The following is a 26,757-nucleotide window of genomic DNA, read 5'->3' on the forward strand; positions in this document are numbered from 1 at the left end:
ACGCCAGTCCGCCGACACAGCACGGCAACAGTCCGACGTACGACAGCCGTCCACCGACACGCGACGCCAACGCACCGATGCCCGACAGCAGGAGGCCGGTAAGTGACCGCAGCCGTGACACCGGCCGCCGCGGCCGCCCCCGGTGACCAGACCGCTTCCCGCCCTGTCTCCGTCGCCCGGGGCTACCGCTTCGAAGTCGTCAAGCTGGTCGCGCAATGGCGGGTCCGCCTGCTGCTCCTCGCCTGCTGGATCGCGCCGGCGCTCTTCGTGGCCGGGGTGAGGGCGCAGAGCACGCTGCCCACGGACACCCTCTTCGGCCGCTGGATGCACGCCACCGGCTGGGCCGGGCCGCTGGTGACGCTCGGCTTCGCCGGCACCTGGGCGCTTCCGCTGCTCACCTCCGTCGTCGCCGGTGATGTGTTCGCCTCCGAGGACCGGCTCGGCACCTGGCGCCACCTGCTCGTCGTCGTCCGCTCACCCCGGCGGATCTTCGCGGCGAAGGCACTGGCCGGCCTCACCGTCATCCTGCTGCTCGTCGTCGGACTGGCCGTCTCCAGCACGGCCGGCGGACTGCTGGCCGTGGGCGACCAGCCACTGGTGGGCCTCGACGGCCGGCTGCTCGCGCCGGGGGACGCGGCCGTCAAGGTCCTGCTCGCCTGGGTCTGTGTGCTCGCCCCGACCCTGGCCCTCGCCGGCATCGGGTTCCTCGGGTCGGTCGCGCTGGGGCGTTCCCCGATGGGTCTGCTGCTGCCCGCGCTCGTCGCGCTGGCGATGCAGCTCGCCCAGATGCTGCCGCTCCCCGTCGCCGTACGCCTCGCCCTGCCCGGTGACGCCTTCGTCGACTGGAAGGGACTGTTCACCAGCCCGGCACAGCTCACACCGCTCCTGATCGGCATCGCCGTCAGCCTGGTGTGGGCCGTGACCGCGACCGCGCTGGCCTACCTCCTCTTCCTGCGGCGCGACTTCACCAACCCCACCGACGACGGCTCGGCGCGCCGCGCGGTCACCGCGGGTGTCCTGCCGCTCGCGGGGCTGCTCGGCGCGACGGTCGCGGTCGTGGCGGCGACGACCACGGCTCACGGCTCCGGCATCGAGCAGACCAAGGTGGAGCGTTCGCTGGCCACCGAGTTCGCCCATCTGTACCGGATGCAGACCCGGCAGCTCCACCGCCCCGCGGTCACGGAGGCGCAGTTGCGGACCACGGCGGCGTGCGGCAAGGCCGGTGTCCAGGACGGCGCCCACGGGCCGGGCAACGACTGGCGGTGCGTCGTCTCCTGGCACCTGCCGGGTGTCGTGGCCACGGGGTCGGCCGTCTACCAGCTCGACATCACGGCAGACGGGCGGTTCGTCGCCGACGGTGACGGACCGAAGGAAGTGAACGGCTACTTCCTGGTGCGGACGCCGACGGGCGACGCGCCGAACCCGCTGTGGCAGTTCGACGGCGATGTCGAACTGCTCTCCACCTCCGCGAAGGGATGACGACATGCAGATAACGCGCCGCCGCCGGCCGGACGGGAAGGACTACGTCCTGCTGGGCAGACGCGTCAGCCGTCGAACGGCCCTGGTCACGGCATGCGTCACCACGGCCGCACTGGCCACCGGCACCGCCCTCGCCGACACCCGCCAGTTCGGCACCGACCAGGTCGGCCAGGTCACCGCCAAGGGCCTGGTCGTCTCCGCCGACCAGTACCTCGCCCCGTACGGCAGCCGCCTCGTCATCGACGACGGCAAGATCATGTCGTCGACGGTCAGCCCGGACGGCGGCCACCTCGCCGCCTCGGTCACCGACGGCGACGCCGCCCTGGTCGTCGTGGACCTCGCGACCGGGCGGGTGCGGCAGCGCATAGGCACCTCCGCCGTGGACGACCTGCGCATCGGCAGCGGCGCCGTCGGCCAGGAAGGCCCGGCGTACTCGCCCGACGGCAAGCAGCTGTGGCTGGGCCAGACCGACGGGTACACGAGGTTCACCGTCAACACCGACGGCACCCTCTCCGACCCGGTGACCGTGAAGATCCCGGCCGTCGGCGGCAAGCACGCCCTGGCCGCCGCGGCGGTGTTCTCGGCCGACGGCACCACCGTGTACGCCGCGGTCAACGGCCAGAACCGGGTCGTCGCCATCGACGCGGCGACCGGAACCGTCCAGCGGAGCTGGGCGGTGGGCAACGCGCCGCGCGGCATGGCCCGGGCCGGCGACAAGCTGTACGTCGGCAACGAGGGCGGACGGCCCGCGAAGGCCGGCGACACCACGCTCAACTCCTACGGCACCCAGGTCCCCGCCGACCCGAGGACCGGCGCCACCACCACCGGCACGGTCAGCGTCATCGACCTCGCCGACCCGGCGGCCCCCGTCGGAACCATCGACGTCGGACTGCACCCGACCGCCGTGTACGCGCGGCGCGGCGCGGTGTTCGTCACCAACACCGCCGACAACACCGTGTCGGTCATCGACACCGCCGGCGGCAAGGTCGTACAGACCATCTCCACCCAGCCGTGGCCCGAGGCGTCGGTCGGCTACGAGCCGGACGCCGTGGCGCTCACCGACGACGGCCATCTGCTGGTGACGCTCGGCCGGGCCAACGCCGTCGCCGTCTACCGCTACACCTCCCCGCAGGAACCGGTCGCCTACGTCGGCCTGCTCCCGACGGACTACTTCCCCGCCGAGATCACCACCGTGGGTCACGAGGTGGTCGTCTCCCACACCCGCGGCATCGACGCGCGCCGCGCCGGCACCACCGGTCACGGCACCCACGACACGACCTCCAGCCTGACGCGGTTCACCCTGCCCGCCGACCGGGTCATCCGCTCCCAGACCGCCAAGGTCTTCCGGCAGAACGGCTGGAGCGCCGGCTCGGTCGCCCTGGCCAAGGGCAGGGGGCACGCGAAGCCGCAGCCGGTGCCGGCGCGGATCGGCGACCCGTCGACGATCAAGCACGTCTTCCTCATCGTCAAGGAGAACCGCACCTACGACCAGGTGTTCGGCGATGTCCCCCAGGGCAACGGCGACCCCTCACTGGCCCAGTTCGGTGAGAACGTGACCCCCAACCAGCACGCCCTGGCACGGCAGTTCGGGCTGTACGACAACACCTACGACATCGGCACCAACTCCGCCGAGGGCCACAACTGGCTGATGCAGGCCGACAATCCCGAGTACACGGAGTCCTCGGCCGGCGAGTACGCGCGCAGTTACGACACCGAGGACGACGCCCTCGGCCACCAGAAGACCGGCTTCCTGTGGACGGGTGCGCAGGCGGCCGGCAAGAGTGTGCGGGACTTCGGGGAGTTCCAGCAGTTCCTCACCAAGCCCGCCGGGGCGAGCTGGCAGAACCTGTACTGCGACGCCAAGAACATGGACGCGACCGGACAGGGCACCGCCTACCCCCTCAACTCCTCGTCACCGATCCCGTCGCTCAACAGCGTGTCGGTGCCCGGCTTCCCGAAGTTCGACACCAGCGTCCCGGACGTCTACCGCTACCAGATCTGGAAGCGGGACTTCGAGAAGAACGGCCCGGCGAACCTGAACATGTTCTGGCTCTCCAGCGACCACACCGGTGGACCGGCGGGTCCGGCCGCCCAGGTCGCCGACAACGACCTCGCGACGGGCAGGATCATCGACGAGATCTCCCACAGCAAGTACTGGAAGGACTCGGCGATCTTCGTCGTGGAGGACGACTCCCAGGCCGGCCTGGACCACGTCGACGGCCACCGCGCCCCGGTCCAGATCATCAGCCCCTGGGCCCGGCACGGTGTCGTGGACCACCACTACTACTCCCAGATCACGATGATCCGCACCGTCGAGCAGATCCTCGGGATCCATCCGATGAACCAGAAGGACAGCGCGGCGACGCCCATGCGGGGCGTGTTCACCCGGCACCCGGACTACACGCCGTTCGACGCTCTGCCCAACCGGGTCCCGCTGACCGACGGCCTGAAGACCCCGCCGTCCTGCGGCGCGGACACCCCGGCAGCCCAGAACCCCGAGGCGTCGGTGGTGCCGGCGGCGAAGGTCCCGGCGGACAAGAAGTCCCTCGCGGCCGAGTGGGACGCCTGGAAGGCCAAGCAGCGCCTGACCGGCCCGCACGCCGTGCCCGACTTCGCCAACCCCGCGCAGATGAACCACCTCACGTGGTACCAGACGCACAACTGGGCCCGGCCCTACCCCGGCGAGAAGAAGATCCACGCACCGAACGACGTGCCCGGCGCCTACCTCCCGTCGCCGGAGTCCGACGGCTGACACGGCCCACAATGGCGTCGAACCCGCCATGACAGGCCGTCTCCGGCACAGCACCGCGCCCTGCCCGGAAGTCCCGGGCGGGGCGCGGCAACAGGGCCGGCCGGCGGATCAGCGGTATGCGCAGATCGCGTACACCGAGATGCCGACGGTGCTGTACCTGGTCTGACGGCCGAGGCCGATCCACCCGTCTCCGGTGTCCGTGGGGAACGAACCGACGAGGATCCGCCCAGGTTCACGACCGGTTTGCCGTGTACTCGCGTGGGCCGGCCGGGACCTGGACGTCAGGAGGTTTCGGCTCGTACCACGACCGCGTAGGAGCCGATGCCGAGAAGGCGGTCGCCGGAGATGTCGCCGAGGGCGGTGTACAGCGTCAGGACGCGTCCGGTCGTGTTGTCGAAGGCGATGTCCTTGACCGTGCCGTGCGCGGCGCCGTGTTCCGTCAGGACCCGGCGGCCCAGCGCCTCCTGATGGGCGGGGAGGCTGCCCTGCCCGGGACCGGCGGCGGCACGGGAGCGCACGATGACGGCATCCCGTCCCACCGCCTCGACCGCCTGCCAGGCGATGGCCGTGACATGCCTGGGAGCTCCGGAGAGGCGCAGGCAGGCGATGCCGCCCGTGTGCGCGTCGATGGTCAGGCTCTCCACTCGCCCGAGCGGTTCGGCCTCGTCGGCGGTGATCACCGGCAGGCCCTGGACCTGCGTGAACATCATCATGCCGGTCCTCCTGCCTCGGTCGCGGGGCTGCCCGGGTACTGCTGTGCGGTGTGGGCGCGGAACGCCTCGACCTGGGCGCCGAAGCTGGGCAGGTCGTCGGCGAGGAAGTGACGGGCGTGCGCGGGCACCACGAGGGCTCGCCCGGAGACGGCCAGCGTCTCTCCGCGCGGGATGAACGCCTTGCGCCGGTGGCGGTCCATGGTCTCGTCGGCGGCGATCTCGAAGCCGACCACACGTCCGCCGACGCCCGTCTCGATCACGACATCCAGGACCGTGCCGATCTCCGTGCCCTGGTCGGTGAGCACGGGCGCGCCGATGACCTGGCCGTGACCGGACCCATCCGCTCCCACGGTCAACTCCCGCCTCTCCAAGGAGGCTTCACTGGGGATCATCACGGCGGACGGCCCGACGGCGTGCACTCCCGAGAAGGGGAGGCTCTCCTTGAGGGGGCCGGCCAGCAGACCGCGCCCGCTCAGCGTGAAGCCGGTGACGCGGCCCGCGCGGGCGTCGAAGACGGTGTCCCTGATCTGGGCGACAGCTTCACCGCCCAGTGTCACCACCACCCGTTTGGTCAGTTCGGAGGCGAGTACGAGGGGGATCACCGCGTCCCCTCCCGGCCGGCCCCGCGGTCCGGGCGCACCGCGATCACCGTACCGCTACGACGCCTGGCCTGGACCGCCACGGCCGCCGCGACGAGCAACCCCGCCACCGCGAGCAACAAGATCACCCAGCCCCACCACACCATCACCGGCCTCCTCGGTTCCGTCTTCGTCCAGCCGTCGTCCTGTCCGGCGGTCCCTGGGCTATCCGGTTTCCCGCCGTACGCTCCCGCAAGCCTTCCGTACCACGGGTGACCGGAACCCGCGGCGGACCCGGGCCCACCGGGGAAGTGCTCCGGTCCGGAAGTCCGGAAGGCGTCGCCGACTTCCCGGAGTTTCCGGGGAACTGGAAGAGGAGGCGACTATTCCAGTAGCACGGGGAAACCGGAGTTCCACGGCGGCCGCCGACGGGACGGAAAGCCGGCGGCCGATCGGCAAAAGTGGCAGCTGTATCCGGAAGGGCTCTGTATGTCTGTGAGTCGTACGTTAGCCGCGTCCGTGGTCTGCGCGATGACCGCCGTGGGTATCGCGGGCTGCTCCGACGACGGATCGTCGGACCGGCCGTTCGAGGGAAAGAGCGCGGACCGGGTGGCCGCCGAGGCGGTGACCGCCACCCGGAACGCCACTTCGCTGCGCATGGCCGGGAAGCTCTCCGCGCAAGGGCAGCCCCTGACGGTCGACTTCCACGTCGACACCCAGAAGAATTGCAAGGGCCGGATGGTGATGGACAGCGGTTCGGCCGATGTCATCCACACCGGCCAGACGACCTACATCAAAGGCGACGAGAAGTTCTGGGCCGGAGCCGCACGGGACTCGGCAGGCGGCGGGAAGCAGGCCCGGGCGCTGAGCGGCCGGTGGGTGAAGGTGCCGGTCGGGGATTCCCGTACGACGGGAATGTGCGACAAACAGGGCTTCCTGGCCGACCTGGACAGCGACAAGTCCGAACGCAAGGGAATGACGAAGGGCGACGTCACCACGGTGGACGGCCGGAAGGCGATCGCGCTGAGGAAAAAGAAGGGGAGCGGCGAAACCATCACCATGTACGTCGCGACCGAGGGAAAGCCGTACATTCTCAAGCTGGACCAGTCGGGCGGCAGGAGCCCGGGCGCCGTCGTCTTCTCGGACTACGGGAAGCCGGTCAAGGCGACACCGCCGCCGGCCGGAAAGGTCATCGACGGCACCAAGGCGGACCAGAAGGTTTCCTGAGCACCGATCACCGCCCGCTCGAAGGTGATGAGCCGGCGAAGCCGAAAGCACAGGAGCGAGCGTCGGGATCGCTCAGGTGGAGCCCTCAACCGTCCCCTCCCGTAAGCCTGTTGGCTATCATGTGACGCACGCCACGCACCCGGCGCCGAGCGCGCCGGGGCGCGGTGGACACGGGTGGAACGGGGGGCACATGCCGAGAGCCGACAGGCGGCACCGCGTCCTGGTGTGGGGCGGGACCGGCGGGGCGGTGGCCGCGGTCGCGGGCGCCGCGCTGCTGTGGGACCCCGGGCAGGCGCTGGCCTGGGCCGCCGGTGTCATGGCGGCCGCCGCGGCCGCCTACCTCGGCCAGCAGGCACCCCAGCAACTCCAGGAGGCCCTGGCCCGGCGCCGGGCCGCGCGAGACCTGACGGACGGTGACCCGCTGGCCGTGGCCGTGGAGATCAGGAACCACGACTACGTCACGCTCGACCTCGGTGACGGCGTCGTCGACGTTCCGGCCGCCGGGCACACCGTCCGGATCGTCGTGACCTCGACGACGCCCTCGGCCGTGGTGCTGACCGGACTACGGGCAGAGGTGCTGTCCCGCCAGGAGACGTCCGGGGACCTCGCCCGGCACGCGGCCGAGCTGCCGGTGCGCCGGTTCGAGGTCCTCCTCGACTCCGAACCGCCGCAGGTCCGCGCCCTCGGGGAGAGCGACTTCCCCTACCGGATCGCCACCGACGAGTCCGAGGTCCTCGACCTCCTCGTCAGCACCGAGCGCGGCCTCGTGCGATGGGTGCTCTGGCTCGACTGGACCTCCGCGGGCCGCCAGGGCAGCACCCGTATCGACCTCCGGGGCCACGCGTTCCGCACCGCCGCCCGTCTGCCGAGCGGCGCCTGATGACGCCCGACCGGCGCGCTGCCGGCGCGGCCACCCTGCAAGCGGTGATCCCCGCGGCGGCCGGCGGCGCCGTCCTGGCCGCCACGGACGTGCGCACATGGCTGCCCTACGCCGCGGTGGCCGCCGTGTCGGCTCTCTCCGGGCTGACGGCCCTCGCACGGCACGGCCGGACCCGGCGCGGCTCGGCGACGGACCCGGCGGACCGCACACCGGAGCCGCCCGACGCGACCGCCGACGACGGACGGAACTCTGCCGCCCGCACCTCGCGGACGGCGAAGCGGCCGGCGAAGCGGGCGGAGAGCCGGGCGGACGGCGCGCCCGAAGCGCCGGGACGGTCCGTCTACGAAATGACGCGGCCCGTGCGCCCCGTCCCCGTACAGGGATTGGCGGACGACCCGCCGTTCACCGTACAGGCCGCCGTCCACAGCCATGTCGCGCACATCGCCTCACCCGGGCTGCTGGACAACCCCGAAACGGTGCACATCCCGCTGACCGGGCACAATCTCCTTCTCACCCTGACCGCGACGGGCACGGACGAGGCCGTGCTGCGGTCACTGCGGGCCGAGGTGACCGACCGCCTGCCGCTGCGCGCGGACGGTGTCTCGCTGGCCCGGACGCGGATGCCCGACCTGGTCATGAGCGCCGACCTGCTGGAGTCCGCCCAGCGCGCGGTCCGCGCCTATCGGCGTCTGCGCGGGCCCGACGTCGCGGTCCTGCTGGATGCCTCGCCTGCGCCCGTACTGGGGGCGGCCGAAGCGGACTCCGCCCTGCCGCTGACCGCCGCGCCGGGCACGAGCGCCACCCTCACCTGTGCGCCCGTGACGGACGACGGGCGGTGGGTGCGGTGGCGGCTGACGGCGGAGATCGAGTGCGCGGGACGCGTCTGGCGGCCCTGGTGGGACCTCACGGTCACCGCCACCACGGGCCTGGCCCGCTTCAGCCCCGACGCGGCACCGACCCCCGCGCCCGTGCACGCGCTCTACCCCGACCACTACGACCCCGGGGACCCGGAGGGACAGCGAGCCGCCGCGGAGACGGACGGCACGTTCCAGGTGGTGGCTCACACCTCGCGGGACGGGCGGGGGGTGCTGGAGACGCCGTCCCGTCCCGAGCCGGCTCCCGAGCCGCCCGGCGCCGCCGAGGCCATCCGGCGTGCCGCCGCCCTGACCCGCGCCGGAGACCTCTCCGGTGCCGCCGAGGCCTGCCGGCCGGCGGCGGAGGCGGGCAGCGGGCAGGCCGCCTACCTGCTGGCCGGGCTCGTACAGGACCAGGGGGACCTGGACGGCGCGGCGCGCTGGTACGAGAGGGCCGCCGCCCGCCGTGTCCCGGCCGCGTACAACAACCTCGGCGTGCTGGCCATGCTGCGCGGCGATCTCGACGCGGCCGAACGCTGGTACCGGCGGGGGATGGACGCGGGCGACTGGGCGGCGGCCGTGGGCCTCGGCGTCGTACGGGAGAAGCAGGGGGACGAGGCGCAGGCCGAGGAGCTGTGGCGGCTCGCCGGCAAGCGGGACGTGCCGAACGCGGATCAGAACCTCGCGATCCTCTACCAGCGGCAGGGCCGGCACCGGGAGGCAGGCGAACTGTTCACGCGGGCCGCCGAGGCGGGCGACGTCCAGGCGGCCGTGCATGTCGGCTTCCGCTGCCATGAAGCCGGTGACCGGGCCGGAGCGGAGCGCTGGTGGCGCACGGCGGCCGACGCGGGCAGCGCGGAGGGCGCCTTCTACCTGGGGCTGCTGCTCGTGCGCGAAGGACGGACCGGAGAAGGGGAACGGCTGTGGGAACGCGCCGCCGAGCGCCTCGGCACGCCTGCGCAGGCCGTCGCGAGGACGCCTTCGGGGCCGGAGGCGGGGACCACCTACCGGGTCGGCGGGGCGGCGGAGTCGGGTGAGGCGTACGCCGCCTACCACCTCGGGCTGCTGCACTGGGAGCGGGACGACCACGACGCCGCGCTCGCCTGGTGGACCCTCGCCGCCGGGACCGGCCACGCGGAGTCCGTGCTCGCGCTGTGCGAGCTGCATCTGAACGTACGGGGCGACCTCGCGGAGTGCCTGCGCTGGGCGTACTCCGCGCTGGAGATCGAGGGCGTGCCGGCCGACCGGCTGGAGGATCTCGCCGCGGGGATGCGCCAGGTCGCGGAGCAACTGGCCGGCGCCGGGGGCGCGTACGAGCCCGATCCAGGGGCCGCCGCGGAGGCGTGCTCCCTGGCGGCCGAGGCATACCGGCGTCTCACCGCACACGACGGTGGGTACCGTCCGGCGTGGGAGGAGGCCGTCCGGCGTCTCGTCACGCTGGCCGGATCGTCCGGCTCACCGCGAGCGCGCGAGCAGGCCGCGAGCGCGGCGGCGCGGTTGCGTGCGGCGGGCTGACAGAGCGCTCCGTCCCGGGTGGGGCGGCGGCGTTGTACGGGCGAGTCCGAGGCCCGCTCGGCCACCCACGGCGCCGGAGACGACCTCCATGCGGAGGAGTAGCCGTCGGGCGTGTCATCGCCCGCCCGGTACAAAGCCGCCGCCTGGGCTCAGCCGAGCGCCTTGACCGCCTGGTAGTAGGTCCATGCCGTGCTGTCGCACGCGGTCTTCGTGGCACCGGAGTAGTTGGCGCAGACGCGCTTGAGGTCCTCGTAGAGGGCGCTGTCGAGCCGCGGCTTGTTGGCGCTGAAGGTGCCGGCGGCCTTGTAGTTGCGGTAGCCGAAGTCGTGGCGGGCGCAGGACGTGGCGAAGGGGAAGCCGAAGGGGTTGTCCGGCGAGGAGGAACAGTAGTCGGTCGACCAGTCGAACCCGTACGCCGACCAGGCGGCCTGGTTGGCCCGGGCGGCCACCCAGAGGTTGTAACTCGACGCGCTGGTCTGGGTCCAGGTCGCGAGGACCTGGGACTTGTCGGCGGGAGCGGCGTCGGCGGCGGTGGCACCGCCGACGGTGGTGATCACGGCGAGCGCCGAGGCGGCCAGGCCGACGGACAGTCTTCGGTGCATCCCACACCTCCATGAGACTGCGGCTCACCATGAACCGCAGGTACATGACAAGTATGTGACGCCTCAACACTACGTTCTGGCAACGGTGTTGCCTTGAACCGTTGAATCTTGGCTGAATTCGCCCGCTCGACCATCAACCGCCGGAGGCACCGGGCCGTCATCAACGGCCTTGCGCCGACCGCATCGCCGGCACCAAGTCCGCTGCGCGGTCGTATTGTTGGCTGATGCGCGCACACCCCATCGACCGCCCGGCCGACCTCGACGTGGTACGCGAGTCCTACGACCGGGTAGCCGACAACTACGCCCACATGGTGATGACGACGGGAGCCGGCGACATCCGTCGCCATCCGTGGCTCAAGGCGTCGATCGATGCCTTCGCCGACACCGTGAGCGGGCTCGGTCCAGTCCTCGACGTCGGCTGCGGTCCCGGAACGGTGACCGCCTACCTTGCCGAGCGCGGACTCGACGTGTCGGGGGTCGACCTCTCCCCTCGCATGATCGAGAACGCGCGCCGCCTTCATCCGCACTGCCGCTTCGACGTCGCCTCCGCCACCGACCTCGACCTCCGTGAAGCCTCCCTCGGCGGCGTGCTCGGGTGGTGGTCGCTGTTCAACCTCCCCCGTGATGTGCTGCCTCAGGTACTCGCCCTGTTCGCGCGCGCGTTGAAGCCGGGCGGGCACTTCATCACCGGGACACACGTCGGCGACGAGGACGCGGTGCGTACCGAGGCATACGGGGGCGTACCCGTTCGTTGGACGACACACAAGTGGCAACCGGAGCAACTCGTCGGCCTGATCGAGCGGGCCGGCCTGCACCCGGTCGCCGAACTCCGGCTCCCCGCCGAGGAGCACAGCGGGCCCGGTGTGGTCGTCATGGCCAAGCGCCCCGGCTGACGACCGGACGGGCCGCCCTACGGCGCGGGCCGGGGGTCGCCGGGAAGTGCCGGATTCGGTCAGCGGTGCTCGTGTTCCACCGGGAGCCACAGTTCGGCGTCGGCCTCGGTCTTCTCCGGCGACAGGCGGGTGCGCAGGATCTCGGGGCCCGGGCGGCCACGGTACGGATTCGACGGGAACCACTCGGTGAACACGTCCCGCCACAGCTCCTGGATGGCCTGTGGCACCGGTCCGGAGACGGTGAAGACGGCCCAGGTGCCGGCCGGCACGTTCAGCGCGGTCGTACCCTCGGGCGCGGCCGCGGAGGTGATCACGCCGTGGTAGTAGTCGAGTTCGGTGTTCTCGGCCCGGCCGGGGTCCAGGTCGTCACAGACCGCGACGATGCCGTGCGGCTCCTGGTCCGACAGTTTCTCCAGGAGCGCCTTGGCCCGTGGGGCGATCCCACGGACGAAATCCGCGATCGCCCGGTTCGGCCCGGCATGCACCAGCGGTACCCGGGCCTTGAACCCGACGACGCTGAAGGCCGCCTTCTCCACGACCCGGTACCGCATACCGCTTCTCCCCTCGACGGTGAGGCGGAAGGCCATCCTGGACTGGGAACTGAGCGCGGCGCCGGTACGCCGTGCCTCGCCCGGCCCGATGCCGTGCATGGCGCGGAACGCCCGGGCGAACGCCTCCCCGGAGCCGTAGCCATAGCGCACCGCGATCGTGAGCAACGTCTCGCGTCCCGCGAGGACTTCGGCTGCCGCGAGGGTGAGCCGACGGCGCCGGATGTACTCCGACAGCGGTATGCCCGCGAGCGCGGAGAAGATCCGGCGCAGGTGGTACTCCGAGGTGCCGGCGACGCGCGCCAGCTCGTCCACCTCGATCTCGCGGTCGAGATGACACTCGATGTGCTCCAGAGCCTGATTCAGCCGCTCCAGCATGCCCCGGTCTCCTTCCTCCGACATCCATCACGTCGCACCCGCTTGGTTACTCGGGGCCGTGGTCGGTGCCGTCCCCGTCCGGCCCCGGCGTGGCGTGCCCCAGGCCCCGGCGGATCGCGATCTCCACGGGAGAGTACGCGCCGTCGGCCCGCTCCAGTTCGTACGGCGCGTCCGGCATCAGCGGCGGCTGGGCCATGAAGCGCGGCCGCACCCCATGGTGCGGTTGCGCCGCGTGCACCAGGAACGGATGGCACAGGAACACGTCACCCGGGGACCCGGTGGCGAGAGCGAGCGGCCGGTGTTCGGACACCGCCACCAGTTCGGGGGCAAGGGTCAGCGCGCTCGCCCCCTCGTCCCCGTACTTCTCCAGCACCTTCGGCACATCCAGGTGTGAGCCGACCCGGATCCGGGTCGGGGCGTCCTCCGCGCCGACCTCGCTGAACAGGAACAGCATCAGCAGCGCCCGGCCCCGGGAACGCAGATTGGTGAAGTACCAGCTCTCGCCCTCCGGCAGATAGCTCCCCTCGATGTGCCAGCCCGCGTCGTCGGGCTCCTCCTCGTGCGGGAAGCGCAGCGGGAACGTGCCCAGCGAGTAGCGCGGCTCCCAGCGTCCCGCGCCGACGAGCAGGTCGTACGCGCGGTGCAGGGCGGGGGAGTTGGGTGCGGCGGCGAACGGTCCCTGCGCCATGCCGGCCACCCAGTGCACGGGCCGCGTCCACGTCGCCGGGTCGTCCGGGTCGCAGCCCGTCTCCCGCCACAGCAGCCGCGCGCAGTCCGCGGCCACGCGCGGCGCGACGGCACCCTCCAACTTGACGAAGCCGTCGCGGAGGAAGCGGGATACCAAGGTCGTGTCATCCATGCCCCCATCGTGCGGCGGCACCCGCCCCGGCCACCCGACATTCTCCGCACCACCTTTGTCGGGTGAGACCTCCGGATCAGTCGGGTCACGTCTCCTCGGGCACCGAGGCCGGCGTGCGGCGCCGCGTCCGGGTGCCTGCCGGGGCTGCGGCTCGGCCCTACTCGTCCGGGTCCCAGGCCAGGAGCTGGTCGAAGAGCCGCCGTTCGCCGTCGAGCTTGAGGGAGTCCGCCGGTATGCGGCCGTACAGGACCAGCACCAGCTCACCGGCCGTGCCCCGGAGGGAGGCGTCGGCGGCGGTGGCGGACGCCGTGCCGGGGCCGGGGAGGCGGGCGGCCCGTGCGCCGTCGGCGGAGAGCGTGAGGCGCCATGAGCGGCCCTCGGTGGCGTGGTAGTCGACGGCGGCAGGCTCATGCGGCCAGGCGCTCGTCGTCGCACAGCAGGTGGACAGGAACTCCTCGACACCGTCGAGCGCCACCTCGTCCGGCAGCGGCCGCGGGGCGCCCGCCGTGATCTGGGCGTCGTAGGTGTGCAGCGCCACCTCCTGGAGCTGGTGCCGGGCGGCGGCACCGGCGGTCTGCGGCGACTGCGACGTACCCCACCATGTCCAGCAGCCGCGATCCGGGCCGGACTCCCGCAGCGCGTCCAGTAGTTCCCGTACCGATGCGGCCCACCCGTCCAGCAGGGCCTCGCGCTCCCGGGGCACGGCCGACGCGCCCCACGCGGACTTGGGCGGGGGAGCGTCGGCGGGCCCTGCGGCCACGATGGCGGCCCACTTCCTGCGCCCCTCGCCGAGATGCCGCACGAGGTCGAACAGCGTCCAGTCGGGGCAGGTGGGCACCTGAGCGTCAAGGCTGGGCGCGGAGGCGACCGCGGCGCTGAAGGCGGTCGCCCGTTCGTCGATCAGCCGCAGCAGATCGGGGAACTCCAGAGTCTTTTCCACTTCGGGTGTCTATCACCGTGCTCCGGCAACCGACAGCGATTTTCGCAGGTGACGCGGCAGGCACGGCACGAGCCGCGCGCCCCCGCGCCGTCCGGGGGCCGGCTCAGGTGAGGGCGGTGACCAGCAGGGCGAACGCGGCGGTGATCACGGCGACGCGGACGTGGTGGAAGCGGTCCCAGCGGTTCAACTGCCGCTTCCAGTCGGCAGGCAGGCCGTCGGCGGTCCACGTCCTGACCCGGTTGTTGATCGGGACGAGCAGCAGCACCGACATGATCACGCTGCAGACCAGCAGCGCGGCCGCGGTGACGACCAGGCCGGCCCCGTGGTGGTGCCGTCCGGCGATGGCCCAGACCGCACCGAGGACGAGCGAGCCGATGTACCAGAACGGCATCACGGCACCGAGCAGTTGGGCCCCGCGGGTGCGGCCGCGCAGGCCGTTGTCGCCGGGGAGGCCGTCGAGGATCGGGTGGACGAAGAAGGCGACGCAGAACTCCACCCCCACCATCAAGCCGACGACCACGGTGGTGAAGACCTGAAGTGCGTTGAGCATGATGATCCCCCCGGGATCTAGCGTTGCTAGCTGACGAGTCAACGCTAGTCATGCTGCCGCTCGATTGTCTAGCGGTGCTAGGATCGAAGGGTGTCGGTACAGGAACGCAAGGAACGCGAACGGGCGGCCCGCGAGCGCCTCATCGTGGCGACGGCCCGCGAACTCGCCGAGGAGCAGGGCTGGGACGCGGTCACCACCCGCCGGCTCGCCGAGCGCATCGAATACAGCCAGCCCGTCCTCTACAGCCACTTCCGCGGCAAACGCGAGATCATCGGCGCCGTCGCCCTCGAAGGCGCCACCGAGATGGCCGCGGCGATGCGGGCCGCGGCCGCCGCCGCGGACGGACCCCACGCCCGGGTCACCGCCCTCGCCCGCGCCTACCTCGACTTCGCCGCGCGTAGCCCCGCGGTCTACGACGCCCTGTTCCGGCTCGACGGCGGCCTGGTCTTCGCCGACGAGGAGACTCCACAACCTCTGAAGGACGCCTTCGCGGCCCTGCTGGAAACCCTCGACGAGGTCGCCGGGGACGGCGTCGACCCGGGACTGTTCACCGAGGTGTTCTGGGCGGCCCTGCACGGGCTGGCGACCCTGTCCCGGGCGGGACGGCTGCTGCCGGAGGATGCCGAGCGCAGGGTGGAACTGCTGGTGGACAGGCTCGCCGTGGTCTGACGCGCCCGCGCAGGGGCGATCAGTCCTGGGCGGGCTCCACGACGAGCGCCCGGGCGAGCTTCGCCGCGTTCGGCCGGTGCTTCGCTCACACGGTGCCGTCGGCCTTGCCCGGGCGTGCCGGTCTCATCCGGGGACCGTCGTGCGGAAGCGGGCCCGGTAGACCGTCGGTGAGATGCCCAGCGCGTTCTGGAAGGCCCGCCGCATCGCCTCGGCGGAGCCGAAACCGGCGCGTGCCGCGACGGTGTCCACGGGCTCGGTGCCCGACTCCAGCAGAGCCTGTGCCGCTTCGAGGCGAATCGCCTCCGTGTAGCGTCCGACCGTCGTCCCGACGTGCGTCCGGAAGAGCCGGTTGAGGTGGCGTACGCTCACCCCGGCGCCGCGCGCCACAGCGGTGAGGTCGTGCCCCGCGCCGGGATCCGCGCCGATGAGGTCCATGACCTGCCGGACCACGGGATGCGTGGACTCCCGCAGGGTCAGCCGCGCGCTGAACTGCGACTGCCCTCCCGGGCGCGCCATGAAGACCACGAGTTCCCGTGCGACCTCCCGCGTCACGTCGGGCCCGTGGTCCTGCTCGACCAGGGCGAGGGCGAGGTCGATGCCCGCCGTGACTCCGGCCGAGGTGATCACATGACCGTCGCGGACGAACAGGGCGTCCCTCTCCACGGTGACATCGGGATAGCGGAGCGCCAGTTCGGGGGCCAGACGCCAGTGAGTGGCGGCCCGCCGTCCGTCGAGCAGGCCGGCCTCGGCCAGCATGAACGCACCGGCGCACACCGAGGCCACGCGGCGGGCACGGCCGGCCAGGTCCTTCGTCATGGCCACCAGCGCCGGGTCGGCGACGGCTTCGCGCCACTCCCGCCGGCCCGGCACCAGCAGGGTGCCCAGCTGTCGCGGCAGGTCGTGCCGGCCGGCGTCGGTGTCCAGCCGGACGGGGGCGGAGGTGGCCACCGGCCCGGGAGCGGCGGAGACGACCCGCACGTCGTACCGGGCCCCGTACGCGTTCGCCGTCGTGAACACCTCGGCGGGTCCGGCCACGTCCAGCAACTGGACACCGGGGAAGGCCAGGATCACCACGACCTGCCCGGGCCGCCGGCCGCTCACTCCGGCCACGGCGAGTCGAGGACCGTCCGCACGAAGTCGCCTCGCTCGAACCCCGGCACATAGTGCTCCAGGACATCGGCTTTGATGTTGCCGAAGGTCGTCTCCGGCTTGGGGCGGATGCCCTGGGTGAAGGCCTCCAGGATCCGCCTTTTGAAGTCGGGACGTGGATGCAGGGCGAGCACGGCCGCGCGGTCGGCGGGTGCGATGTCGTCGTAGCCGATGCCCAGGACGTCGTACTCCACACCGGCGGTGACCAGCGCGACCTCGGGTTCCATGAACTCCGGGATGCCGGGCGTGGTGTGCAGGGCGATCGCCGTCCACACGCGGCGTACGCCGTCCTCGGGCACTTCGTGTTCCCGCAGGAACCGGCGGGCCGCCTCCGCCCCGTCGACCTCGAAGCGCCGGCCACTGTCGTGGAAGCGCCGGCCGAGGCCGAGATCGTGGAACATGGCGCCGATGTAAAGGAGTTCGGGGTCGTGGTCGAGGCCGCGCCGACGGCCCTGGAGGGCGCCGAACAGGTAGACCCGGCGTGAGTGGTGATAGATCAGCTCGCTCGTCTCGTCCCGCACCAGCTCGGTCGCCTCCCGGGCAAGCCGTGTGTCCGGCACACCGACTCCGGCGACCAGTATGTCGTCAGTCATCTTTCCACCCCATGTCTGCCAGGTGTACGCGCGGCTCGCGCCGTGACCTCAGTCTTGTCCGCGCGGCCGGGCGGCACCATGTCCGTACGGACAGGCATCCCACACATCCGGACACCGCTGCGGTGCCGGGCCTGGGCCCGGGGCACCCACCGTCCCGGCACCCGCTGCGCCGGATCGCCTACCGCACCGCGGTCAGCGTCGCGTAGGCCACTACGTTGCCCAGGTAGCCGGTGCCCTTGGTGTAGCCGCCGCCGCAAGTGATCAGCCGGAGTTCGGGCCGGCCGGAACCGCCGTAGACCTTCTCGCTGGGGAAGTGCTTCTTGTCGTAGAGCTCGACGGCGCGGACGGTGAACACCGCTGTCCGCCGGTCGGTCCTGCCGACCTCGATGGTGGTGCCCTCGGCCAGGGCGCCGAGGTCGTAGAAGACACCGGGCTCGCCGGCGGGTGTGTCCACATGCCCGGTGACGATGGCGGTGCCCGCCGAGCCGGGAGCGATGCCGTCGCCGTACCAGCCGGCGAGGCCGGGTTCGTCAGGCGGCGGAGTCCGTAGCGCCCCCGCCGCGTCCAGGCCCACGCGCGTCAATGGGGCATCGACGCCGATGGCGGCGATCCGGAGCCGGACCGGGTCCGCGGGCGGCAGCGGACGGACCGTCGGGGGAGCGGGGTCCGCGGAGGCGGAGAAGCCCTGGCCCGCCGAAGGCCGCGGCGGCTCCTCGTCATGGACCCCGCTGATCAGCAGCACCGCGCCCGCCGCCATCGCCCAGCCCAGGGGGACCACAGCGGGGAGGAGCGGGCGCCGGGGTGGGCGGGGCTGGTGTCCGGGTGTCATCGCGGTGGGGCCTTCTCGTCACGGCGGATGCGGTCGCGTCAGGTTCCGTCGGCGTTCGGGCGGCGGCACAACCAGACCACACCGGCGGCGGCCGTGAAGAGCAGTCCACCCCCGAGGGCGAACCCCATGCCCGAGTCGTCGGCCGGTCCGAAACCGGCGTCGACCGACCCCTCGGGAGAGCGACCGGTGATCTGGTACGTCCCCGTGACCTTGGTCAGCGGCGGGCACTTCAGGGTGATGGTGTCGCTGCCCGGCTCGGTGCCTTCCGGGATCTGGAACTCGCCGGTGAGCACGCCCTCCTCATCGCCTCCGAAGAGGTGGAAATCTCCTCCCGCCTCCGATGTGCCCTTGCCGTAGTCCGCGCCAGGGTCGCAGGCGCTCGTACTGACCGTGACCGTGGAACCCGGGGAGGCATTCCACGGATCGATACGGATGTCCGAGTCATCGGCGGCAGCGGCCGGAACCTGCAGTCCCAGGGCACCGAGAGCCAGGACGACACTTGCACCCATATGTGTGTAACGCATGCGAATCCTCCAACGGACAGCGCTCGGCCTGTCTGCGCGGTACCTCTTTCGTGTTCCGCTCACGAGGCAACCGACAGTCCGTCAGTCCCGCAACCCGACGCGTCACGACATGTGTCACTCGTTCAGGTGCGATGGGGGTTCCGCTTGATCGCTTGCGCAGGTCATCGCCGCGAAGGTCAGGGTCAGGCGTCACCCGCCACCCAGTCCCCCTAACGGTGAAGCCGGCCGTGTGTCTCGCACGGTGCGGGCGTGCCCGAGGCCGCCGTGCCGGGAGCGGCGTGGCCTTCCCGGGCGCCGGCATCGTCACCCGTAGGGACGCGTACGCGGGCGAGGTCCGGCCCGGACCGTGCCCGGTGCGCTTTCGGAGCCATCGACGTCGATCCGCCGCGTCGTGCCCTCGTCGGGACGCCGTTGCCGCGACCGGACCACAACACCTGTGCCGCCCATGGCCTTTGCCACTCGTTCGGCCGGGGCGAGGCGGGCGGTCCTACTGGAGGACGACATCGCGGCCCGGGCCGCCGTCGACGGTGTCCTTCCCGGGACCGCCGCTGACCAGGTCGTCACCGCCCTCGCCGTACAGCGTGTCGTCGCCGGGGCCGCCGAGGACGATGTCACGGCCGTCCCCGCCCATGGCGTGATCGTCGCCCGGGCCGGCGTACACGGCGTCCGCACCGCCGTACGCCTCGATCATGTCGTTGCCCCGGCCGCCCCACAGCCGCTGGTCGCCGTCGTCGCCCATCAGATGGTCCATGCCGTCGCCGCCGTCGAGGACCGCGCGTCCCATGACCATGTCGTCCCCCGCGTCACCCCGCACCGTGTGCGCGGTGTGGGCGTGCAGTTCGTCGTCGCCGGGGCCGCCGCGGACGGTGGCTACCCCGGGGTCGCTGGTGACGATCGTGTCGTCGCGGTCGCCGAGGAAGATGTCGATCCTGTCCGGCCGGGGGCTGCCGGTGGGCAGTTCGCAGACGACGAAGGTGTGGTCCCCGGGATCGAGGTACGCGCAGTGGTCACCGGGTTCGAGCGGGACCGCGTCCCGGAAGCCGACCTGCCGGACGCCGGTGCCGCGATCCATGGGGAACACGTGGAGGTCGTTGGCCTGTTCCTCGGCGGCGGTGAAGACGATCGACTGGGTCGCCCAGTCGGCGCCGACGTGGGCCTCCGCCCGGCCGGCGGCGGGGGCGGCGACTGCCGGGGCGGCGGGGCCGGTGGCGAGGGCGGCAGTGAGGCCGCTGGTGAGCAGGATGACGGCGACCGTGCGGGTGGTGGTCGTGGTGGTTCCTTGTCTGTTGTTCACGGGACCTCGTGTCGATGTGGCGAGCGGGTGGTTCGGTCTGCGGGCGGGGCGGGCCCGGAGGGGCAGGGCTGAAGGGCTGGCGGGGCTGCGGGGCTGGCGGGGCCGGCGCAGGGCTCGCGAGGTATGGCGGGGCTGGGCGGGTGGCGGTGACGGCAGCGCCCTCGTGACCGCTCTGCCGGCCGTGCCCGCTGGATCCGCCGTGCTGCCGGCCCCGCCGGCCCGCCTCGCTGTCGGCCCCGCCGCGCCGCTGGATCCGGTCGGCCAGGGCCCGAACCGACCGGCGGCCCGCCCGCAGTTCCCACGCTCCGCCCGCGGTTCCCCCGTCCCGCCCGTAACTCCCGGATGTCTGCGGGTGAACTTTCCGGTTCCTGCGGGGTGAGCCCTCCCGCCACCTGCGGGGCGCGGCCCCGGTTCTCCCCCCGGGGGGCCGGCCCCCGCTGCCTCCGGGGCCATCACCGGAGGCGCCCGGTCCCCGCTGCCCCCCGGGAGCAAGCACCCGAGGGGCACCGGCGTCACACGCGTCAGCTCACGTTCACGTCCACGCAGGCGTAGAACGCGTTGGCGGTGTCGGCGATGTTCCACACGGCCAGCACCTTCTGCTTGCCGGTCAGACTGCCGAAGTTCACCTGGTGGGTGACGGTCTCGCCCGGCCGGGCGCCCCCGTCGTTGAACTCCGCGATCTTCCGGCCACCCGCGTAGTACTGCCAGGTGCTGGTGGCGTGGCGTGCCGTCAGCCGCCAGCTGAAGCTGGTCGTCCGGCTGACCGGGGTGACCCTCCAGCCCTTGCTGTCGTTGTCGAGCTCGGCGAAGGCGGCGTTCCCTCCGCTGCAGCTCATCAGACCCTTGGGGCCCTCTACGCTCTGCGGCTCGTACTTGATGGAACCGCAGGAGACCAGGCCGGCGGCGCACTGGGCCTGCCGGCTGGGGGGCGAGGATATGTAGCCGTGCGCGCTCGCGCTGCCGGCCGGCAGGCTCACGGCCAGGAGCGGGGCGATCCCCGCGCCGATGGCGGCGGCCAGCGTCTTCTTGCTCTTCATGACAACTCCTGTGGGGGTTCGTGCCCGTCGATGCGAAGGCAAAGACAGGCATGAGCATGTCAAGCAACGGCACCATGGCCGTAGGGACGACCATGTGCAGTGACGGAAGCGTACCCCGCTTGGTCTAGACCAAACCAGTACTCGCACGCGAGAGTTGGGTCCGACCGCCGTCGGGGGCGCGGTGCCTCACCCCTGGCCTGCTCTCGTGCGCAGGCCGTCCATGAGCAGGTCGAAGAGCCGGGTGGCGCGCGGTCGCCAGTCGTCGTGCGGGTCGAGCTGCCACAGGCCGGCTATGGCGAGGAAGAAGTCGTCCGAGGTGACGCCGGGGCGAATGGTGCCGGCTTCCTCGTTGGCGCGGAGCAGCAGTTCCGCCGCGTGGGTCACGGGCGTGGGAGACGGCTTCGCGGGGCCGCCCGGCGCACCGGTCACCTGCCGGATCGCGTCGGCCAGTCCGGCCTTGGTCATGGCGAACTCGGACAGCCGGTCCATCCAGGCGCGCAGGGCCTCCTCGGGTGCGCGGGTGTCCAGCAGGTGCCGGGCGCTGTCGGCGACCTGCTGCATCTCGTGGCGGTAGATCTCGAGGACGAGGGATTCACGGTTGGGGAAGTTGCGGTAGAAGGTGCCCTGCCCGACGCCGGCCTTCTTGGCGATCCCGCTCAGCGGGGCGTCCGCGCAGCGCGACAGCTCGGCGAGCGCCACTTCCAGGATGCGCTCGCGGTTGCGCTGGGCGTCGGAGCGCCGGCATGAGTCCCCCTGCTGAGGCATGCGTCCCCCTTAAGGCGTGGCCAAAGCTCGCCCTTGCTAAGCGGACAGCTGTCCGTTAGATTCCAAAGAAACGGACAGCTGTCCGTTCGCTTCCACCATAGCGGCGGAAACGGCCCTGTAGCAGTCGCCGGCTGCACTGTCCGGCCCTCACACCCCCATACCTTCGCTTCGCCCGCCCCGGGCGCAGGCCCGCACGACGCGTTCCACGCGCCGCCTGTGGCCCGGCTGTCGGCTCACCCGTCTGTACTGAATCGCGAAAGAAGCAGCGCATGGCCTTATCGACGTCCAGTGTCATCACTTTGAAGATCAACGGCGAGAAGCACACGCTGCCCGTCGACCACCGCACCACCCTGCTCGACGCACTGCGCGAGCGGCTCGATCTGACCGGCACCAAGAAGGGCTGTGACCAGGGGCAGTGCGGTGCCTGTACGGTCCTGCTGGACGGGCGCCGGGCCGTGGCGTGCCTGCAACTGGCCGTCGCGGCCGAGGGCCGGGAGATCACCACCATCGAAGGCGTCGCCGACGGCGAGCGGTTGCACCCCGTGCAGCAGGCCTTTCTCGACCTCGACGGCTTCCAGTGCGGTTACTGCACACCAGGGCAGATCTGCTCGGCGATCGGAATGATCCAGGAGCACGCGGCGGGCTGGCCGAGCGCCGTCACCGAGGACGTCCGTCCGCAGGCGGGGCCGCCGCCCCTGACCGCCGACGAGATCAGGGAGCGGATGAGCGGAAACCTGTGCCGCTGCGGCGCCTACGTGGCGATCGTCGAGGCGGTGGCCCGCGCGGCGGAGGCGCACACCGGCGAAGGACACGAGGACGCCGCGACGGGCGGGGCGAAGGAGGCCGTGATATGAGGGAGTTCGGCTATCAGCGGGCGTACGACGTCGCCGGTGCCGTGGCACTGCTCGACGCCGCCCCGGACACCCGCTTCCTCGGCGGCGGCACCAACCTCGTGGACCTGATGAAAACGGGTGTCGAGCGTCCCGCACGGCTCATCGACATCCGCGAGCTGCCGCTCGACCGGATCGAGGTGACAGCCGAGGGCGCACTGCGCATCGGTGCCACCGTCACCAACGGCGACCTGGCCGCCCACCCCGAGGTCCGGCGCCGCTACCCCGCGCTCGCCCAGGCCGTGCTGGCCGGCGCGTCGGGGCAGCTGCGCAACATGGCCACGGTCGGCGGAAACCTCCTCCAGCGCACCCGCTGCGGCTACTTCACCGAGGTCAGCCAGCCGTGCAACAAGCGTGCCCCCGGCAGTGGTTGCCCAGCCGTCGCGGGTGAACACCGCAACCACGCGATCCTGGGCGCCTCCGACCACTGCGTGGCCGTACACGCCTCGGACATGGCCGTGGCCCTGACCGCCTTCGACGCCGTGGTCCACTACGAAACAGCGGACGGGCCGGGCGAGTTGCCGCTCGCCGACTTCTACCTGCCCGTCGGGGACACCCCGCACCGGGAGACCGCCCTGCCGGCGGGCGCGCTGATCACCGGCGTCACGCTGCCGCCGGCCCCGGTCGCCGCCCACTCCCGCTACCGCAAGGTGCGCGAGCGTGCCTCCTACGCCTTCGCCATCGGCTCCCTCGCCGCCGCCCTCGACATCCGGGACGGCATCGTCAGGGACGCGCGGCTGGCCTTCGGGGCAGTCGCCTCCCGGCCGTGGCGGGCCTCGGCCGCCGAGCGGGTACTGACCGGCGCGCCGGCCGTCCCCGAGACCTACGCCGCCGCGGCGGACGCCGAACTGGCGGCGGCCCGCCCACTGCCCCGCAACGGCTACAAGGTGGACCTGATCCGCAACCTCACGGTGACCGTCCTGACCGAACTCGCGGAGGAAGCCGCCCGATGAGCACCGCCACCACCACGACGTCCGCACACGCACCGTCCGTCGGCACCGGCCACACCCGCGTCGAGGGACGGGACAAGGTCACCGGAGCGGCCCGCTACGCGGCAGAGGTGCCCTTCGCCGGCCTCGCCCACGGCTGGCTGGTGCTGTCCACGATCGCCCGCGGCCGGATCCGCTCCCTCGACACCGAACCCGTCCTCGCCATGCCGGGCGTGCTCGCCGTGCTGGACCACCGCAACGCCCCGCACCTGAACACCGACTACACCGGCCTGATGGGCTTACGGCCCGACCCGACCTGCGCCGTCTTCCAGCACGACCGGGTGCCGCACCTGGGCTGGCCGGTCGCGCTGGTTGTCGCGGAGACGTCCGAGCAGGCGAGGGAGGCCGCCGAAACACTCGTCGTGCACTACGAACAAGAGCCGCACCACGTCGAGTTGTCAGGCGATCACCCCGACGCCCACCCGGTGGACGGCCATGAGCCGGCGGTGACGGAGAAGGGTGACCTGGACGCCCGACTGGCCTCCTCCGCCTTCGTCGTGGACGCCGAATACACCACTCCCGAAGAGCACCACAACCCCATGGAGCCCCACGCGGCCACCGCCCGCTGGGACGACGGACGGCTGGAGGTGACCGACTCCAACCAGGGCGTCACCTGGGTCGCCGGTGAACTCCAGAACCTCTTCTCCCTCGACCCGGCCTCCGTGCGCGTACGCTCCGAACACGTCGGCGGCGGCTTCGGCAGCAAGGGGGTCCGGGCCCACCAGGTGGCCGCCGTGATGGCCGCGACCCTTCTGCAACGGCCCGTGCGCGTGGCCCTGACCCGACGTCAGATGTTCGCGCTGGCCGGCCATCGCAGTCCCACCGTCCAGCGCGTCCGGCTCGGCGCCGACGCCGACGGACGGCTGCGCGCACTGGAGCACCGCTCCGTCAGCCGCACCTCCACCGTGTACGAGTTCGTCGAACCGAGCGCCGGGGTGGCGCGGGTGATGTACGACGCCGACGCCCACCACACCGCCAATCACGTCGTGCCGCTCGACGTGCCGTCCCCGACGTGGATGCGCGCCCCGGGCGAGGCTCCCGGATCGTTCGCGCTGGAGGCGGCCCTCGACGAACTCGCCGAGAAATGCGGGATCGACCCGATCGAACTGCGTCTGCGCAACGAACCGGAGACGGGCCCGGTGTCGGGGCTGCCGTTCGCGGGACGGGACCTGGCCGCCTGCTTCCGGGAGGGCGCCCGCAGGTTCGGCTGGGCGGACCGGGACAGCCGCCCCGGAGTGCGCCGGGAGGGGCGCTGGCTGCTCGGCACCGGCACGGCGGCGGCCTCCTTCCCGGCGGGTGCGCAGCCGTCGACCGCGAGCGCGACCGCGCATCCGGACGGCACCTTCACCATCCGGATCTCCGCGGCCGACATCGGCACCGGGGCCCGTACCGCGCTCACCCTGATCGCCGCCGACGCGCTCCAGGTGCCCCCGGAGCGGATCCGGGTGCGCATCGGCGACAGCGACTTCGGCCCCGCGGGGATCGCCGGCGGCTCCATGGGCACCCGCTCCTGGTCCTGGGCCGTCAAGGCGGCGGCCGGTGAACTGCGCGAACGACTGGCCCTCGGCGCCGGCCTCCCCGCACAGGGCCTCACCGTGCGATCGGACACCACCGAGGCCGTCGAAGCCCTCGGCCCCGCCGAACGGCACTCCTACGGCGCACAGTTCGCCGAGGTCGCCGTGGACGTCACCACCGGCGAGGTGCGGGTGCGGCGCATGCTCGGCATCTTCGCGGCGGGCCGGATCGTCAACCCGCTCACCGCCCGCAACCAGCTCCTGGGCGGCATGGTCTGGGGCATCTCCATGGCCCTGCACGAGGAGGCGGCCCGGGACCGTGCCTCCGGTGGCGTCGTCGGCGCCGACCTCGCGGGCTACCATGTGGCCACCCACGCCGACGTGCCCCGCATCGAGGCCGGCTGGATCGAGGACACGGACCCCGACGATCCGGTCGGCATCAAGGGCATCGGTGAGATCGGCGTCGTCGGCGCCGCGGCCGCCGTCGCCAACGCCGTCTGGCACGCCACCGGCGTACGCCACCGCAGCCTGCCCATCCGGCCGGACCGCGTCCTCGCGGCCGCCGCGGGAGCGCCGGATGCTTGACCTGGCAGGGGAACTGCACCGGTGGACCGAGGAGGGCCGGGAGTTCGCCGTCGCCACCGTGGTGGCCGTGGGCGGCAGCGCACCGCGCGGAGTCGGCGCCGCCCTCGCCGTCGACCGCGAGGGCACCGTCATCGGCTCGGTCTCCGGCGGCTGTGTCGAGGGCGCGGTGTACGAGCTGTGCGGTGCGGCGCTGCGGAGCGGGGAGAGCGTCCTCGAACGGTTCGGCTACAGCGACGACGACGCCTTCGCCGTGGGGCTGACCTGTGGCGGAACGATCGACGTACTGATCACGCCGGTGGCGGCGCGGGCCCCCGCGCGGACGGTCCTCGGCCCGGTCCTGTCCGCCGCCGCCCGAGGCGAACCGGCGGCCCTCGCCCGGGTCGTCCGCGGCCCCGCCGAACTCCTCGGGCGGGTCCTGTCGGTCCGCTCCGACGGCATGGCCGAGGGCGGTCTCGGCGGCCATCCGGACCTGGACCGGACGGCGGCGGCCGAGGCCCGGGCGATGCTGGAGGCGGGCCGCACCGGCACCGTGGAGCTGTCCGCGGACGGCTCGCACTGCCCCGGCGGTGTGACGCTGCTGGTCGAGTCGAACGTGCCGCCCCCGCGCATGATCGTCTTCGGCGCGGTCGACTTCGCGTCCGCGCTGGCCCGGGCCGGGAAGTTCCTCGGCTACCACGTGACGGTCTGCGACGCCCGCCCCGTCTTCGCCACCCGCGACCGCTTCCCGGACGCCGACGAGGTCGTGGTCGACTGGCCGCACCGCTACCTGCGGCGTACCGGGACCGATGCCCGTACGGTCCTGTGCGTGCTCACCCACGACGCCAAGTTCGACGTACCCCTGCTGAAGGCGGCCCTGCGGATGCCGGCCGCGTTCGTGGGCGCGATGGGATCACGCCGTACCCACGAGGACCGCAATCGGCGGCTGCGGGCCGAAGGCGTGACCGAGCGCGAACTGGCCCGGCTGCGCTCACCGATCGGCCTCGACCTCGGCGCCCGCACACCGGAGGAGACTGCCCTCTCGATCGTCGCGGAGATCGTCGCCACCCGGCGGGGCGGAACGGGCGTGCCCCTGACCGGTTCCGGCACGCCGATCCATCACGAGACGGGAGAGGGAAGGAGACAGGCGGTCGCCTGACGGCCCGGGGCCGGGA

26 protein-coding genes are annotated in these 26,757 nt (G+C 72.3%); 12 read left to right on the forward strand and 14 right to left on the reverse strand.

The genetic code is table 11. The features are described 5' to 3' along the window. Positions 1-102 precede the first annotated feature (102 nt). Genes IE251_RS03065 through IE251_RS03075 form a run of 3 tightly spaced genes read left to right on the forward strand, consistent with a single transcriptional unit; the run spans position 103 to position 4,397 of the window. Entirely contained in the window at positions 103-1,479 is a 1,377-nt protein-coding gene (locus IE251_RS03065) for an ABC transporter permease (RefSeq protein WP_373301962.1), read from the forward strand. A gap of 4 nt (positions 1,480-1,483) precedes the next feature. Next, positions 1,484-4,231 (forward strand): bifunctional YncE/alkaline phosphatase family protein, encoded by a 2,748-nt coding sequence (locus IE251_RS03070; protein WP_189751351.1) that lies wholly within the window; start codon positions 1,484-1,486, stop codon positions 4,229-4,231. Positions 4,232-4,259: 28 nt separating this feature from the next. Beyond that, entirely contained in the window at positions 4,260-4,397 is a 138-nt protein-coding gene (locus tag IE251_RS03075) for a hypothetical protein (RefSeq protein WP_189751352.1), read from the forward strand. A 115-nt stretch (positions 4,398-4,512) separates the two neighbouring features. Here the strand turns inward: IE251_RS03075 and IE251_RS03080 are convergent, their stop codons facing one another. Next, positions 4,513-4,944 carry a PRC-barrel domain-containing protein gene (locus IE251_RS03080; protein ID WP_189751353.1) on the reverse strand — a complete coding sequence of 144 codons (432 nt, stop codon included), beginning with the start codon at positions 4,942-4,944 and terminating at the stop codon, positions 4,513-4,515. Beyond that, positions 4,941-5,546, reverse strand: a complete 606-nt coding sequence (locus IE251_RS03085) for a PRC-barrel domain-containing protein (protein ID WP_189751354.1) — start codon at positions 5,544-5,546, stop codon at positions 4,941-4,943. Before IE251_RS03085 ends, IE251_RS03080 begins: the two co-directional genes overlap by 4 nt. 471 nt (positions 5,547-6,017) lie before the next feature. Here IE251_RS03085 and IE251_RS03090 point away from each other — a divergent pair, with 471 nt between their 5' ends. From IE251_RS03090 to IE251_RS41630, 3 genes are all read left to right on the forward strand, one after another. Next, the gene (locus IE251_RS03090) at positions 6,018-6,749 is read left to right on the forward strand and encodes a hypothetical protein (RefSeq protein ID WP_229896559.1); all 732 of its coding nucleotides are present in this window, start codon (positions 6,018-6,020) and stop codon (positions 6,747-6,749) included. Between the two features lie 190 nt (positions 6,750-6,939). Further along, positions 6,940-7,629, forward strand: a complete 690-nt coding sequence (locus IE251_RS03095) for a hypothetical protein (protein ID WP_189751356.1) — start codon at positions 6,940-6,942, stop codon at positions 7,627-7,629. Then, the gene (locus IE251_RS41630; RefSeq protein ID WP_189751357.1) at positions 7,629-9,998 is read left to right on the forward strand and encodes a tetratricopeptide repeat protein; all 2,370 of its coding nucleotides are present in this window, start codon (positions 7,629-7,631) and stop codon (positions 9,996-9,998) included. Before IE251_RS03095 ends, IE251_RS41630 begins: the two co-directional genes overlap by 1 nt. Before the next feature lie 149 nt (positions 9,999-10,147). Here the strand turns inward: IE251_RS41630 and IE251_RS03105 are convergent, their stop codons facing one another. Further along, positions 10,148-10,600 carry a phospholipase gene (locus IE251_RS03105; protein WP_189751358.1) on the reverse strand — a complete coding sequence of 151 codons (453 nt, stop codon included), beginning with the start codon at positions 10,598-10,600 and terminating at the stop codon, positions 10,148-10,150. A 224-nt stretch (positions 10,601-10,824) separates the two neighbouring features. Between IE251_RS03105 and IE251_RS03110 the strand changes: the two genes are divergently transcribed. Beyond that, positions 10,825-11,493: a class I SAM-dependent methyltransferase gene (locus IE251_RS03110; protein ID WP_189751359.1), complete on the forward strand. Its 669-nt coding sequence runs from the start codon at positions 10,825-10,827 to the stop codon at positions 11,491-11,493. A 59-nt stretch (positions 11,494-11,552) separates the two neighbouring features. Here IE251_RS03110 and IE251_RS03115 read toward each other — a convergent pair whose 3' ends face one another. The 4 genes from IE251_RS03115 to IE251_RS03130 all read right to left on the reverse strand — a co-directional run bounded on the left by IE251_RS03115 (position 11,553) and on the right by IE251_RS03130 (position 14,768). Then, entirely contained in the window at positions 11,553-12,419 is an 867-nt protein-coding gene (locus IE251_RS03115) for an AraC family transcriptional regulator (protein ID WP_189751360.1), read from the reverse strand. Positions 12,420-12,465: 46 nt separating this feature from the next. Then, on the reverse strand, positions 12,466-13,278 hold the full coding sequence (locus IE251_RS03120; protein WP_189751361.1) for a phytanoyl-CoA dioxygenase family protein: 813 nt from the start codon (positions 13,276-13,278) through the stop codon (positions 12,466-12,468). A 157-nt stretch (positions 13,279-13,435) separates the two neighbouring features. Then, on the reverse strand, positions 13,436-14,218 hold the full coding sequence (locus IE251_RS03125) for a maleylpyruvate isomerase family mycothiol-dependent enzyme (protein WP_189751362.1): 783 nt from the start codon (positions 14,216-14,218) through the stop codon (positions 13,436-13,438). 103 nt (positions 14,219-14,321) lie between these two features. Continuing rightward, entirely contained in the window at positions 14,322-14,768 is a 447-nt protein-coding gene (locus tag IE251_RS03130) for an anthrone oxygenase family protein (RefSeq protein ID WP_189751363.1), read from the reverse strand. A gap of 90 nt (positions 14,769-14,858) precedes the next feature. Here IE251_RS03130 and IE251_RS03135 point away from each other — a divergent pair, with 90 nt between their 5' ends. Next, positions 14,859-15,437, forward strand: coding sequence for a TetR/AcrR family transcriptional regulator (locus tag IE251_RS03135; RefSeq protein WP_189751364.1), 579 nt, complete (start codon positions 14,859-14,861; stop codon positions 15,435-15,437). Positions 15,438-15,560: 123 nt separating this feature from the next. Here the strand turns inward: IE251_RS03135 and IE251_RS03140 are convergent, their stop codons facing one another. The 7 genes from IE251_RS03140 to IE251_RS03170 all read right to left on the reverse strand — a co-directional run bounded on the left by IE251_RS03140 (position 15,561) and on the right by IE251_RS03170 (position 21,628). Further along, positions 15,561-16,511, reverse strand: coding sequence for a GlxA family transcriptional regulator (locus IE251_RS03140; protein ID WP_189751705.1), 951 nt, complete (start codon positions 16,509-16,511; stop codon positions 15,561-15,563). A 23-nt stretch (positions 16,512-16,534) separates the two neighbouring features. Then, a complete protein-coding gene (locus tag IE251_RS03145; RefSeq protein ID WP_189751365.1) occupies positions 16,535-17,179 on the reverse strand; it encodes an HD domain-containing protein in 645 nt (214 codons plus the stop codon). Between the two features lie 178 nt (positions 17,180-17,357). Further along, positions 17,358-18,008, reverse strand: a complete 651-nt coding sequence (locus IE251_RS03150; RefSeq protein ID WP_189751366.1) for a class F sortase — start codon at positions 18,006-18,008, stop codon at positions 17,358-17,360. A 38-nt stretch (positions 18,009-18,046) separates the two neighbouring features. Further along, positions 18,047-18,517: a sortase gene (locus IE251_RS03155; RefSeq protein ID WP_229896560.1), complete on the reverse strand. Its 471-nt coding sequence runs from the start codon at positions 18,515-18,517 to the stop codon at positions 18,047-18,049. Between the two features lie 502 nt (positions 18,518-19,019). Beyond that, a complete protein-coding gene (locus IE251_RS03160) occupies positions 19,020-19,826 on the reverse strand; it encodes a calcium-binding protein (RefSeq protein WP_373301963.1) in 807 nt (268 codons plus the stop codon). Positions 19,827-20,347: 521 nt separating this feature from the next. Then, positions 20,348-20,863 (reverse strand): lytic polysaccharide monooxygenase auxiliary activity family 9 protein, encoded by a 516-nt coding sequence (locus IE251_RS03165; protein ID WP_189751368.1) that lies wholly within the window; start codon positions 20,861-20,863, stop codon positions 20,348-20,350. Between the two features lie 186 nt (positions 20,864-21,049). Then, a complete protein-coding gene (locus IE251_RS03170) occupies positions 21,050-21,628 on the reverse strand; it encodes a TetR/AcrR family transcriptional regulator (RefSeq protein WP_189751369.1) in 579 nt (192 codons plus the stop codon). A gap of 269 nt (positions 21,629-21,897) precedes the next feature. Between IE251_RS03170 and IE251_RS03175 the strand changes: the two genes are divergently transcribed. Genes IE251_RS03175 through IE251_RS03190 form a run of 4 tightly spaced genes read left to right on the forward strand, consistent with a single transcriptional unit; the run spans position 21,898 to position 26,741 of the window. Beyond that, positions 21,898-22,482 carry a (2Fe-2S)-binding protein gene (locus IE251_RS03175; protein ID WP_167513115.1) on the forward strand — a complete coding sequence of 195 codons (585 nt, stop codon included), beginning with the start codon at positions 21,898-21,900 and terminating at the stop codon, positions 22,480-22,482. Next, positions 22,479-23,471 (forward strand): FAD binding domain-containing protein, encoded by a 993-nt coding sequence (locus tag IE251_RS03180; RefSeq protein ID WP_189751370.1) that lies wholly within the window; start codon positions 22,479-22,481, stop codon positions 23,469-23,471. The genes IE251_RS03175 and IE251_RS03180 overlap by 4 nt, the downstream gene beginning before the upstream one ends. Next, a complete protein-coding gene (locus tag IE251_RS03185; RefSeq protein WP_189751371.1) occupies positions 23,468-25,606 on the forward strand; it encodes a xanthine dehydrogenase family protein molybdopterin-binding subunit in 2,139 nt (712 codons plus the stop codon). The genes IE251_RS03180 and IE251_RS03185 overlap by 4 nt, the downstream gene beginning before the upstream one ends. Next, complete coding sequence (locus tag IE251_RS03190) at positions 25,599-26,741, forward strand: XdhC family protein (protein WP_189751372.1); 1,143 nt, start codon at positions 25,599-25,601, stop codon at positions 26,739-26,741. Before IE251_RS03185 ends, IE251_RS03190 begins: the two co-directional genes overlap by 8 nt. Positions 26,742-26,757: the final 16 nt, after the last annotated feature.

Source organism: Streptomyces eurythermus (assembly GCF_014649115.1).
GTDB classification, from domain to species: domain Bacteria; phylum Actinomycetota; class Actinomycetes; order Streptomycetales; family Streptomycetaceae; genus Streptomyces; species Streptomyces eurythermus.